The 11,905-nt window shown below is 59.5% G+C and carries 9 protein-coding genes and 1 tRNA gene; 4 read left to right on the top strand and 6 right to left on the bottom strand.

Going from position 1 to position 11,905, the window contains the following annotated elements; all coding sequences use genetic code 11:
• Positions 1 to 3: 3 nt before the first annotated feature.
• A tRNA-Asp gene (locus QEH57_RS23415) sits at positions 4 to 80 on the bottom strand.
• Positions 81 to 352: 272 nt separating this feature from the next.
• Between QEH57_RS23415 and QEH57_RS23410 the strand changes: the two genes are divergently transcribed.
• Positions 353 to 940, top strand: a complete 588-nt coding sequence (locus QEH57_RS23410; protein ID WP_309009231.1) for a response regulator — start codon at positions 353 to 355, stop codon at positions 938 to 940.
• Between the two features lie 258 nt (positions 941 to 1,198).
• Here QEH57_RS23410 and tpiA read toward each other — a convergent pair whose 3' ends face one another.
• From tpiA to QEH57_RS23385, 5 genes are all read right to left on the bottom strand, one after another.
• Complete coding sequence (gene tpiA, locus QEH57_RS23405) at positions 1,199 to 1,966, bottom strand: triose-phosphate isomerase (protein WP_309009230.1); 768 nt, start codon at positions 1,964 to 1,966, stop codon at positions 1,199 to 1,201.
• 54 nt (positions 1,967 to 2,020) lie between these two features.
• Positions 2,021 to 3,223: a phosphoglycerate kinase gene (locus tag QEH57_RS23400; protein WP_309009229.1), complete on the bottom strand. Its 1,203-nt coding sequence runs from the start codon at positions 3,221 to 3,223 to the stop codon at positions 2,021 to 2,023.
• 174 nt (positions 3,224 to 3,397) lie between these two features.
• Positions 3,398 to 4,420: a type I glyceraldehyde-3-phosphate dehydrogenase gene (gene gap, locus QEH57_RS23395; protein ID WP_309009228.1), complete on the bottom strand. Its 1,023-nt coding sequence runs from the start codon at positions 4,418 to 4,420 to the stop codon at positions 3,398 to 3,400.
• 145 nt (positions 4,421 to 4,565) lie between these two features.
• Positions 4,566 to 7,010 (bottom strand): alpha-amylase family glycosyl hydrolase, encoded by a 2,445-nt coding sequence (locus tag QEH57_RS23390; RefSeq protein WP_309009227.1) that lies wholly within the window; start codon positions 7,008 to 7,010, stop codon positions 4,566 to 4,568.
• Positions 7,011 to 7,133: 123 nt separating this feature from the next.
• Positions 7,134 to 7,850 carry a hypothetical protein gene (locus QEH57_RS23385; RefSeq protein WP_309009226.1) on the bottom strand — a complete coding sequence of 239 codons (717 nt, stop codon included), beginning with the start codon at positions 7,848 to 7,850 and terminating at the stop codon, positions 7,134 to 7,136.
• A 174-nt stretch (positions 7,851 to 8,024) separates the two neighbouring features.
• Here QEH57_RS23385 and mnmA point away from each other — a divergent pair, with 174 nt between their 5' ends.
• The 3 genes from mnmA to QEH57_RS23370 are packed head-to-tail and all read left to right on the top strand — an operon-like array spanning position 8,025 to position 11,755.
• Complete coding sequence (gene mnmA, locus QEH57_RS23380) at positions 8,025 to 9,107, top strand: tRNA 2-thiouridine(34) synthase MnmA (protein WP_309009225.1); 1,083 nt, start codon at positions 8,025 to 8,027, stop codon at positions 9,105 to 9,107.
• 35 nt (positions 9,108 to 9,142) lie between these two features.
• Positions 9,143 to 9,997, top strand: a complete 855-nt coding sequence (locus tag QEH57_RS23375; RefSeq protein WP_309009232.1) for a zinc-dependent peptidase — start codon at positions 9,143 to 9,145, stop codon at positions 9,995 to 9,997.
• Between the two features lie 48 nt (positions 9,998 to 10,045).
• On the top strand, positions 10,046 to 11,755 hold the full coding sequence (locus tag QEH57_RS23370; RefSeq protein WP_309009224.1) for a GAF domain-containing protein: 1,710 nt from the start codon (positions 10,046 to 10,048) through the stop codon (positions 11,753 to 11,755).
• Positions 11,756 to 11,905: the final 150 nt, after the last annotated feature.

Here is an 11,905-nt window from a genome sequence, read left to right as displayed (position 1 = left end):
CGGTGGCGGGATAGACGGGACTCGAACCCGCGGCCTCCTGCGTGACAGGCAGGCGCTCTAACCAACTGAGCTACTACCCCGTGGCGTGAAAGAGACGCTGAAAGTAGGAAGCGCCCTTTCCAAGTCAAGTGCGGTTTCGAACTTTTTTGCCACATTTTTCGCGCCCCTTGAAGGCCCCTTCTTCATCGCCTTCACACGTCCCGCAAACAAGTCCCAGCCGAGGACACCGTCCTCCCGCCAGCCCCAATTTCCCCTTGTCCCCTAAGCCTTTCCCTGCCCGAGGACTCAGGGCCGAGCCGGTAAAACTTGCAAAATGAAGAATTTTTGACACGTTTCGGACTTTAAACACCCAATGCGCAAACGCAGCACGCCAGGACAGCTTGAATTTTGGACCAGTGCCCCTCCTGCAACCAGCACGCAGGAGCTGCTGTTCACTGGCGACCAACTCGAAGCATTGAGCGCCCAGCTCCCTGGCATGGAGCTCCGCACCGCGCGCAAGCCCGCCGCCGCAAGCAAAGCCCTCGACGAAAATTTCGCGGAGCGGCGACCGCTCAAGATCCTCGTGGCCGACGACAACGAGATCAACCGTAAGATCATCCGCATCATCCTGCAAAAGCTGGGCTACACCTGCGTCGAAGCGGAGAACGGAGAGGACGCCCTCAAGATGTATCAGAGCGGCGACTACGACTATATCTTCATGGACCTCGACATGCCCTACATGGACGGGCTAGAGACCACCCAAGCCATCCGCGAGGCGGAGTCCGACAGCGAACGCAAAACCGAGATCATCGCCGTCACCGCAAACGTCTCTCCTGAAACGCGCCTCAAGTGCCGCCGCGTCGGCATGAACGGCTACCTCGAGAAGCCCATCACCGCCTCCATTATCAAGGACCAGCTCCTGCGCAGCTGGCCCCGAGTCCGCACTCGCCGCAAGAGCTAGCCGCAGTCCATCCGCCGAGAACTGGAAAAGCTCTCGGCTTTTTTGTATCCAAATCCTGGACATCCCCTCCGCGGGACGCCGCGCTACCCTGCCCAGTACGGATCTCGCCCCAACGGTCGCCAGCTGAAACGCGAGGCTCCGGGAACCGGCAAGGCCAGGCCTAGACGCAAGGCGTCAGCTCCGCTAGAAAAACAAAAACGCTCCCGGCTAGGCAGCCGAGAGCGTTTCCACCAAATAATTCCGTTGATCCGGGACCGACTAGTCTGCCTTGCGAGCAGAAGCGATCAGGTCCAAGAAGGACTTCGCATCGAGAGCCGCGCCGCCGATGAGGCCGCCGTCGATGTCCTTTTGGGCGAGAAGCTCGTCCGCGTTGGCTGGCTTCATGGAACCGCCGTAGAGGATGCGGACCTTTTCGGCAACCGCTTCGCCATACTTGGCTGCGAGCTCTCCGCGGATCGCCGCGTGAACTTCCTGAGCCATTTCCGGAGTAGCAGTCTTGCCGGTACCGATCGCCCAAACAGGTTCGTAAGCGATCACGACCTTCGGCATATCCTCGGCGGATACGCCTTCGAGGCCGCCCAGCAGCTGAGTCTTGTTCACTTCAAGCGTTTCGTCCGCTTCGCGCTGCTCGAGGGTTTCGCCAATGCAGAGGATCGGGTTGAGGTTGTTCTCCAGAGCAAACTTAACCTTTTCGTTAACGAAAGCGTCAGACTCCTTGAAGTACTCGCGACGCTCGCTGTGACCGAGGATCACGTACTTGCCGAATACAGCGCGGATCATCTCAGCGGAGATTTCTCCAGTGTAGGCGCCGCTGGCCTTCGGGTAGAGGTTTTGAGCGCCGAGCTTTACGGCAGATCCTTCGATAGCGGTCGAAACGCGATCAAGCGCCACCGCCGTAGGGCAGATGACCACTTCCACAGACTCGTCCTTGGAAACGAATGCCGCGATTTCCTTCGCGAGATCCGCGCCGTCGGCCGGGTTCTTGTTCATTTTCCAGTTACCTGCGATGAGATATTTGCGGGACATGTTTGTTAGATTTGAGTTTTAAATTTCTGACTTTCTGAGATTCGCGGACGGCGACTACTTCTTGTCGAGAGCGTCCACGCCGGGAAGCACCTTGCCCTCGAGGAACTCGAGGCTCGCTCCGCCGCCGGTGCTCTTGAAGGAAACTTGGTCGCCGTAGCCGGACATGTTGATCGCCGTGACGGAATCCCCGCCACCGATGATAGTGGTCGCGTCCTTGTTTTCTGCGATCGCCTTGGCCACCGCGAAGGTACCCTTGTTGCAGTCGTCGCTCTCGAAAATTCCCATCGGACCGTTCCAGAGAACCGTCTTGGACTTGGCCACTTCCGCGCAGTAGAGCTCTACGGTCTTGGGACCGATGTCCACGCCTTCCCAACCGTCGGGGATGTTGCCGTTCTCGTCGGAAGTACCGAGGTTACCGGCCTTCATGGCGCCGAAATCGAAGGAATCGACCGTAATGTTGTCCACTGGGAGCAGGAGCTTCACGCCCTTGGCAGCCGCCTTCTTCTGCAGTTCCGCAGTCATCTCGACCATGGACTCCTCCTTGAGGCTGTCCCCTACCGTCTTGCCGTTGGCAAGGGCGAAAGTATAAGCCATCGCTCCGCCGATCAGGATAGTGTCGGCCTTCTCGAGCAGAGCGTCGATGACCTTGAGCTTGTCGGATACCTTCGCTCCACCGAGGATCACGGTGAAAGGACGCTCCGCGTTGGCGGTCTTGTCGCCAAGGAATTCGAGCTCCTTCTGGATCAGGAATCCGCAAACCGCCGGCTTGAGGAACTCCGCGATGCCAGCCGTCGAAGAGTGGGCGCGGTGAGCGGTGCCGAAGGCGTCGTTGATGTACACGTCGCCGAGCTTGGCGAAAGCCTTGGAAAGCTCGGGGTCGTTCTTCTCCTCGCCAGCGTGGAAACGCACGTTTTCCAAAAGCGCCACGGACCCGGGCTCCAGGGCGGCAACTGCCTTTTCGGCGACTTCGCCGCGAGACTCGGGAACGAAAACGACCGCTTGACCCAGCTCTGCGGCCAGGGCCTTGGCGACTGGCTCGAGCGTGAACTTGGGGTTCACTTCTCCCTTGGGGCGACCGAGGTGGCTGAGGAGCACTGCGGTACCGCCTTGGGCGATGACGTGCTTGATGGTCGGCAAGGCGCCGAGGATACGGGTCTTGTCAGTGACTTCGCCGTCCTTGATCGGTACGTTGAAGTCCACGCGGATGAGCGCTTTCTTACCCTTGAGGTCGATGTCTTCGATGGTCTTTGTAGCCATAGCTTTGAATAAAAAGGAGGTGGGACGACCTCTGCGGAGGCGTCCAAATTTCGGATGCTTTGCGGGCCCTCGCCTGCGGTTGCGGCGAATACAAGCCCTGGAAATAGAAAAGCCCCTTGCCCGCGCAGTTACGGGCGCAAGCAAAGGGCTGAAAAGTTCTAAGCCTTCACTCGATTAGAGAGCGGCGACCTTCTTGAGAAGGTCAACGACGCGGTTGGAGTAACCCCATTCGTTGTCGTACCAGCTAACGAGCTTGAAGAACTTGTCGTTGAGACCCATGCCGGAACCTGCGTCGAAGATAGAGGACGCTGGGCAGTGGATGAAGTCGGAAGATGCAACTTCGTCTTCGGTGTACTCGAGGATTCCCTTGAGAGGACCGGACTCGGAAGCTTCCTTCATCTTTTGGCAGATTTCCTCGTAGGAAGTAGACTTTACAGTCTTAACCGTGAGGTCTACCGCGGAAACGGTTGGAGTCGGAACGCGGAACGCCATGCCAGTGAGCTTGCCAGCAACTTCTGGAAGCACGAGGCCAACAGCCTTGGCAGCGCCAGTAGTCGAGGGGATGATGTTCATCGCCGCAGCGCGTCCACCCTTCATGTCCTTAGGAGATGGGCCATCGACAGTCTTCTGCGTAGCAGTGTAGCTGTGAACGGTTGTCATCAAACCTTCTTCGATGCCGAAGTTGTCGAGGATGACCTTGGTGATCGGAGCCAAGCAGTTAGTCGTGCAAGACGCGTTGGAGATCAAAGTGTCTTCCGCAGTGAGCGTGTCGTCGTTAACGCCGAGTACGACAGTCTTAACGTTGCCCTTACCAGGAGCGGAGATGATAACCTTCTTCGCGCCGGCGTCGATGTGGCCTTGAGCCTTCTCGTCCTGTACCCAGAGACCAGTGGACTCGATAACGATATCGATGTTGTTCTCTGCCCAAGGAAGGTTGGCTGGAATTTCGCGAAGCGCGAGGCACTTGATCTTGTGGCCGTTGACCACGAGCGTGTCGTCACCTTCAGCCTCAACGGTACCGTTGAAACGACCCTGGGTGGAGTCATACTTGAGGAGGTACGCGAGGTTGGACGCTGGAACGAGGTCGTTTACAGCGACGACGTCGACTTCAGACCCGAGAAGGCCCTGGTCCACGAGCGCGCGGAATACTAGGCGGCCGATACGACCGAAACCATTGATAGCTACTTTTACAGCCATGGTAATCTATGTGTTGCGATATTGACGTATTGAGTGAGTTCGCATGGCAAAAATGCCACGCGAGGCGGGAGTACATGACACCCCTATGAGAAAATCAAGAAGTTATAGTGCTCGATTTTGAGCCGCGCCACGAGGGGAGCCACCCCTACGCAAGCTCCCAAAGCCCGCAGGCCAAGCGAGGCAAAAAGAGGGTCTTATCCGGACGATTAGCCCAAGCGCGATCTTTCGGCTCGAGGAAACGCTCGTGGTCGGCGATCTGCCGCCAAGCCTTCCCTCCCCAGTCGCCGAGCGGAATCTGCACCGCTCCGAGGCCAGGGTTCGCGCCGAAGAGCAACTTGCGCCCTCCCCACTCGCCGGAAGCGTTGTAGACGCACGCGAAGGCATTGCCGCTCTCCGCCGGCAGAAAGGCGAAGAAACCATCCGGAGCACGATTGTAGTGACGCAAGAGGCCCCCCTTCTCCGAAAGCCGAAAGGCAACCCAATCCGAAAAGTACTTGGAACAGGAGGAAAACTCCAAAGCCCGCTCGTAGTCGAGGGCGTTGCGGGGCCCGTCCTGGTAGGTGTTGCGCACCCCGTTCTTGGTGCCGAGAAAGTCCATGCCGGAGTGCAGCATCGGCATGCCGACCGACATCATCAGCATCGCAACCATCATCCGCGTGCGGGCGATGTCGCGCTGGGTCGGCAAGGTGCCGTCGAAGTTCGCGTGCTCGGTGATGTCGTCGATCCAAACCCGGTCGTCATGCGACTCCACGTAGTTAACGGTCTGCGACGGCCAAGTCGCATAGTGCCCGACCGAGCCTTCCATGAAATAGCGAGCCGTATCCACGCTGGCCTCGCAGCGAACGTAGTCCTTGAGAAATTCGCGGTATCCATCATTCCATGACGCAAATCCAGTGTCTCGCAAATCCGGACCGATGTGCCCGCGAAAGCTCCATGGCTCCGCGATCAAGATCACGTCGGAACGCACCTTCTTGAGCTCCTTCTCCACCTCCTTGAGCACCGGCTTTCCAACCAAGTCCGCCAGGTCGAAGCGGAACCCGTCGACTCCGTAGAACTCCATCAGGTGCTTCAAGCTGTCGATGATCAGCCGCTTCGCCATCGGCGCCTCGCAGCGCAGGTCGTTGCCGCAGCCGCTCCAATTGCTCAGCTCTCCGTCCGAAGAAGCATGGAAATAATAGTGCTTGTCCACGAACATCAGGTGGGCCGGCTCGCCCACGTGATTGTAAACGACATCGAGAATCACCGCGAAACCTTCCTCGTGCAAGGTATCCACAAGCTCCCTGAACTCACGTACCTGCGAGCCCTTCTTCGGATCGCTCCCGTATCCAGAATGCGGAGCGAAGTAGTTCGCCGTCATGTAGCCCCAATGGTACTCGCCGTAGCTTTGGCTGTCGTTTTCCTGGATCGGCTGCAGCTCGATGGCATTCACCCCGAGACGCTTAGGATAAAAGTCCTTCCGCCTCGCATAGCGTGCCAGGTCGGCGAAACCGAGCGGACGCTCGTCGTCGCGCTGGATCCCCGGCAGCTTGGCGACGAAGTCGCGCACGTGCCCCTCGAGCAAGACGAGGTTCTGCCACTGCGGCGGAGTAAAGGTCCGAACCGGCTTTCCGTAGGCGGACTCGTCCACGATGATCCCCGGCCCCTCGCGACCGACCGTCGCCTTCGCGTAGGGATCAAGCACGTTGAAGTCCGGATCGAAGAGGCTGTTATGTTCGTCGGGCCCGTCGAGACGGAACCAATAGTAGTACCCCGCCAGATCCTCGTCGACCGTCGCCTCCCAAACGAAATCCTTGTCCCGCTTCATCAGCAGCCAGTTCGCTTTCTTAGGTTCGTCGAGGTCCGAGAAGAAGCCGACCTTCACCCACTTCGCCCGCGGAGCGAACAGGCGAAACGTCACCGACTTCTTGCCTACGACCGCCCCCAAGGGCTTGTCCGACTTGAGGCTCAGGAAAAACTTGCCCAAGGAAAGCTCCGTACGCTCCACTCCCTTGCGAGTGTGGTAGAGTAGCACGTTCGTATTCGAAAACTCGATCGGCTTCTTGAGCGTGAAGGCGAGGCGATGCTTGCCCGTGCGCTTCGGCTGGAAAACGTAGTTCGCATTGCCCATCCCGTCCGAGGCGAGGTTCGGCGCCTCCTGCTCCGGCAAGAACCAATGGTGCTTATCCGTCACGAACTTGAACTGGCACACCGTGTCGCCAGTGAAGATGTCGAGTTCCTTGCGCAAGATCAGCACTCGCTTCCCGCCAATCGTTTCCGGAACGAGCTCCCACTCCGGGTCGCCGATCGCGCTCTGCCAGCCGTTGAAGCTGCCGGCGACGTAGACCGAAACGCCCGTGTACTCGATTTTCGAATACTTCTGCGGATAGAAGACGAAAACAACCTTACCGCTCTTGCTCACGTAGTAGCCGCTGCGTTTCGCATAGTCGATCGGCGGCAAAGTGCGCAATTGCAAATGCGCAAAGGCATGCCCTTCCATGCTGATGGGAGGCAAACGCAACGCGCGCCAATCCCGGTTTAGCTCCACTACGCCCCCGGTAATCGAGGTCAGGTAAGCTTTTCGTATGTGTCTACTTTCGAGAGAGGGTGACATGTCTGTGGGTGAGAGGACCATCAACCAAACACGATCCGCGCCAAAGCAAGAAAATCGGGCTGGAAGTTCGAGAATTAACCTGAATGCAGCAAAAAGCCACTCGATCCAAAGAAAAGAAGCGAACTAATCGCGGCGACTCAAGGCCGCGATCAAATCCGCCGAACGCTCGATCGCCTCCAAGTACCGCTCGAACAACTCCCGCGCCGCGTCGCGACTAAACGGCGGCAAGCTCGTCCCCTCCTTGATCCCCTGCAACTCCTCGAAAACCGAAAGGTCGTAAGGCACGTGCCGCGAAAGCTCCCGCACCGCCTCCCGCTTCTTCGCCGGCACGCTCACCGCATAGAAGCGTAGCGCCGCCTTCAGCATGATCTGGAAATTGGAAAGCGAACGCAGCATCAGGTCCACCAAAGCCTCGCCGTCCTGAGCCGCCAGCATGTACCCCTCCCGCAGCTGGATCAGCTTCCCCTTCAGCTCGTGCTCCAACTGAAACCGCAAGTTCGCCTGGCTGATCGGCAGGTCCCGCAAGACGTCGCGGCCAAACAGCACCCGATGGTTCTCCTTTATATCTAGAAGCTCGATCGGGAAAACGTGCGACGAATTCATCAGCCGGTCCAAGGCGAACATCAAGGGCGGCGGATTGCCCAGCTTCGACCACTCCCGCGACAGCTTCGCGATCGCGTCCAGCTCCCCCACCCCCAAGCGCGTGCACACCACCATAATGTTCACGTCCGAGAAACGCTCCGCCGTATCCCCCACCGCCGCCGAGCCAAAAAGGGCCACCATCGACAAGCGGTCGCCCAAGGCCGCTTTCAGCCCTTCGGTAAATGTCTCAGCAGTCATCAAGCTCTTCATAGAGAATAGATTGGGGAAACCCTTACTCGCGCTTCCACGCGCAAAACGCCAGCCCGAAATCAACCTCCCCCTCGCCCGCCTCCCCCTCTCGCCGGCAGCCCCAAGCGCCCCCGTCCCACATTTCACTTTTCACCCTCCACATTTCATCTTTCACTCCCCGCCATGAAGAAGATCCTAGTCGCCATGTCCGGAGGCGTCGACTCCGCCGTAGCCACCCTGCTCCTCAAAGAGCAAGGCTACGCCATCGAAGGCGCCTACATGAAAAACTGGATCAACGAAGACGAGATCCTCGGCGACTGCCCCTGGCAGCAGGACATCGAGGACGCCTCCGCCGTCGCCCAAGCCCTCGACATCCCCTTCCGCGTGGTCAACCTCATGCACGAGTACCGCACCCGCATCGTCGACTACCTGCTCTCCGGCTACCAGTCCGGCATCACGCCCAACCCAGACGTCATGTGCAACCGCGAGATCAAGTTCGGCGTCTTCCTCGACTACGCCCTCGAAAACGGATTCCACGAAGTCGCCACCGGACACTACGCCCAAATCCGCGAAACCGAAGGCCAGCCCCGCTCCATCATCGAAGGAGCCGACCCCAACAAGGACCAAACCTACTTCCTCGCCATGATGCGGCCCGAGCAGGTCGCCCGCGCCCACTTCCCCGTCGGACACCTGCTCAAGCCCCAGCTCCGCGAGCTCGCCCAAAAGCACCAGCTTCCCAACGCCGCCAAAAAGGACTCCCAAGGCATCTGCTTCATCGGCAACATCAAGATGTCCGACTTCCTCCGCGAATACGTGCCCGACCGCCCCGGCCCCATCATCCGCGCCGACGACGACAAGACGCTCGGCGAGCACCCCGGCCTCCACTACTTCACCATCGGCCAACGCCGCGGCATCGGCGTACCCTCCAACTCCGACAACAACTTCTACGTCGTAGTCGGAAAAGACATACAACGCAACGCCCTGCTCGTCTCCTTCGAAGCCCCCACCGCGCCCGGCCTCTACTCCAGCCGCTGCGAAGTCTCCGAGCTCAGCTTCACCGGCCAGCCTCCCGCCGACGACTGCCGCCTCGAGGTCAAGGTCCGCTACCGCGACCCCCGCGTCCCCGTCCACTACAAACGCCTCGACGAAAAAACAGTCGAGATCACCTTCGACCAGCCCCAGCGCGCCCTCGCCCTCGGCCAAATCATCGCCCTCTACGACGGCCCCAAACTCCTCGGCGGCGGCGTCTACACCAAGATCGACTAAGCACGCGAAGCGGCCCTGCGCCGCGATTCCCTCCTATCCTCAGAACCAACAAGCCAACACCCATTACCTCCTCCACGTACGTCCTCCTCTTTGTCTTCCTCGGCATCCCCGCCCTCCTCTTTGGCGGGCAATACCTTTTCGCCCGACGCTACCGAGCCAAGAAGCAAGCCGTCGTCACCGCCGACTTTCCCGACACCTGGAACGCCATCCTCCTGAGCAACGTACCCCTCGTATCCAAACTCCCCTCACACTTTCGCCAACGCCTCGAAACCAACATCAAGCTCTTCCTCGCCGAAGTCAGCTTCGAGGGACAAGGCGGCGTCCAGATCACCGACGAAATCCGCGTCACCGTCGCCGCCCAAGCCTGCCTGCTCACCGTCGGCCGCGAAGACAAGCGCTACCCCCGCCTCAAAAACGTCATCATCTACCCCTCCGCCTTCACCGACTCCCCGCGAGCTCCCAATTTCGATCCCGACAACCCCACCTACCGCCTCGGCGAGTCTTGGACCACCGGCACCGTCATCCTTGCCTGGGACTCCACGAAACGCGGGGCCATCAACATCCACGACGGCCGCAACGTCGCCCTGCACGAATTCGCCCACCAGCTCGACCAAGAAGACGGAGTCGGGGACGGCGTACCCATTTTCCAATCACAATCAGCCTTCACCGCTTGGTCCCAGGTATTCACCAAGGAATACGAAATCCAGGTCAAGAAAGCCACCAAGGGGCGCCGCAGCGTGCTCGACCACTACGGAGCCACCAACTACGCAGAATTCTTCGCCGTCTCCACCGAAGCCTTCTTCGAGAAGCCTAAGCAACTCAAGCGCAAGCGCCCCGAGATCTACAAGATACTCAAAAACTACTACCGCCTCGACCCCGTCAGCTGGTAGAAGCTCGCCACCCAACCACTTTAAAAACTTCACTCCCTTTCCCACGCCGTGACGCCACTTACCGAACAGCCCGAGACCCTTCTCTCCCTCTACCGCATCAGCCAAGCCGCCAGCGGAGCCTACTCGCCCCGCGACGCCTACACCGTCATCACCGGAGAACTCCAGCGCCTCTACGCTCCGCACGCCACCGCCATCAGTCTCATAAATCCCAATACAAGCCTGCTCGAGATCGAGTACGCCCTCGGCTACCCTACCAATACCAGCGAGCTCTCCATCCACCCAGGCAAAGGGCTCGAAGGCCGCGTCGCCTTCAACGGCGATCCCATGCTCTGCAGCGACGTCCTAAACGACCCCCGCTACGTCAAGCTCTGCGAAGGCGTCCGCTCCAAGATCATCGCCCCCATGATCTCCAACGGCCACATCATCGGAGTCCTCAGCGTCAGCCGCGACAAGGTCAACGCCTTCACCCAAGCCGAGCTCGACCAGCTCGTGCTCCTCGCCCACGAATCCTCCCAAGTCCTCCAATCCGTCTGGCATCGCCGCCAGCTCGCCAACCAGTCCGAACAGCTCAACGCCCTCATCGAAGTCGGCCAAAACATCGTATCCAACTTCGAAACACACTCCCTCTGGGAAACCGTCACCGAAGCGGCCATGGAGCTCACCCGAGCCCGACTCTGCACCCTCCAGCTCTTCGACTCCAAAACCCAAAAGGTCAAGCTCCTCACCGCCCGCCCCCTCAACAACGAATACACCCAGCAAGTCGGCGAACTCGACCTCTCCGAAAGCCTCGCCGGTTCCGCCATCCGCACCAAGCGGCAAGTCGAATTCACCAACATCACCACCCCCGATTACCTCGACCTCAAGGACGTACCCGTCGACTCCGAAGTCACCTCCTGCCTCTCTACCCCCATGATCTACGAAGGCAAGGTCACCGGCATCCTCAACGTATTCACGAAAGTAAGACACCGCTTCCCCAACAGCGAACGACGCCTCCTGCAAGCCTTCGCAGACCTCGCCGCCGTGGCCGCCCAAAACGCCGAGCTCTACACCCGCGTCTTCAATTCCGAAGAACGCCTCCGCAAGTCCGAGCGCCTCACCACCCTCGGCCTCCTCTCCGCCGAAATCGCCCACGAGATCCGCAACCCCCTCACCGTCATCAAGCTCCTCTTCGGTTCCCTCGGCCTCGACTACCCCGAGAGCGACCCCCGCCACAAAGACAAACAAGTCATCAAGGAAAAGTTCAACCAGCTCGAAGAGATCGTCTCCAAAGTGCTCTCCTTCGGCAAAGCCCCCGAAGGCATCTTCACCATATGGAACATCGACGAACTCGTAGCCGACACCTGCCTGCTCGTCCGCCACAAGATGCGCCAGCTCAAGATCGACCTCGAGCACCAGCCCGCCGACAGCCGCCTCAAAGTCAACGGCAACAAAGGCCAGCTCCAGCAAGTCCTGCTCAACCTCATCATAAACGCCTCCGACGCCATGCCTGACGGCGGACGCCTCACCATCTCCACCCGCGCCGAAACCACCGACAAAGGCAAGCACGCCGTCCTCTTCATAGAAGACACCGGCACCGGCATCCCCGCAAACCTCGTCGAACGCGTCTTCGACTCCTTCCTCACCGACAAACCCGAAGGCACCGGCCTCGGCCTCTCCATCGTCAAGCGCATCCTCCGCAGCCACCACGGCGACATCTCCGTATCCAAGACCGGCCCCACCGGGACCACCATGCGCATCGAACTCCCCATCCATCGGTAACCCAAAGCGGCATTCAACCCTATCGGTTGTCCCATCGGTCGGTTTCGAAGGAGCAAAACGAGATTTTGGACCGAAGAGCGCGAGTTCCCGTAGAAACGGGAACAATTGGACAGTCTGTTAAAATACGAAGAAACGGGGCCATACCAATAG

The sequence above is a fragment of the Pelagicoccus sp. SDUM812005 genome (genome assembly GCF_031127875.1).
In the GTDB taxonomy this organism is placed as follows: domain Bacteria; phylum Verrucomicrobiota; class Verrucomicrobiia; order Opitutales; family Opitutaceae; genus Pelagicoccus.
The sequence above is the reverse complement of the archived record's forward strand: the minus strand, read 5'-3'. Positions and strand labels throughout refer to the sequence as shown.

What these genes read in the sequence shown, in the direction of transcription:
- mnmA (WP_309009225.1), top strand. Translation starts at nt 8,025, where the DNA reads ATGAAGAAGATCCTAGTCGCCATGTCCGGAGGCGTCGACTCCGCCGTA.
- QEH57_RS23400 (WP_309009229.1), bottom strand. Translation starts at nt 3,223, where the DNA reads ATGGCTACAAAGACCATCGAAGACATCGACCTCAAGGGTAAGAAAGCG.
- QEH57_RS23385 (WP_309009226.1), bottom strand. Translation starts at nt 7,850, where the DNA reads ATGACTGCTGAGACATTTACCGAAGGGCTGAAAGCGGCCTTGGGCGAC.
- QEH57_RS23390 (WP_309009227.1), bottom strand. Translation starts at nt 7,010, where the DNA reads ATGTCACCCTCTCTCGAAAGTAGACACATACGAAAAGCTTACCTGACC.
- tpiA (WP_309009230.1), bottom strand. Translation starts at nt 1,966, where the DNA reads ATGTCCCGCAAATATCTCATCGCAGGTAACTGGAAAATGAACAAGAAC.
- QEH57_RS23410 (WP_309009231.1), top strand. Translation starts at nt 353, where the DNA reads ATGCGCAAACGCAGCACGCCAGGACAGCTTGAATTTTGGACCAGTGCC.
- gap (WP_309009228.1), bottom strand. Translation starts at nt 4,420, where the DNA reads ATGGCTGTAAAAGTAGCTATCAATGGTTTCGGTCGTATCGGCCGCCTA.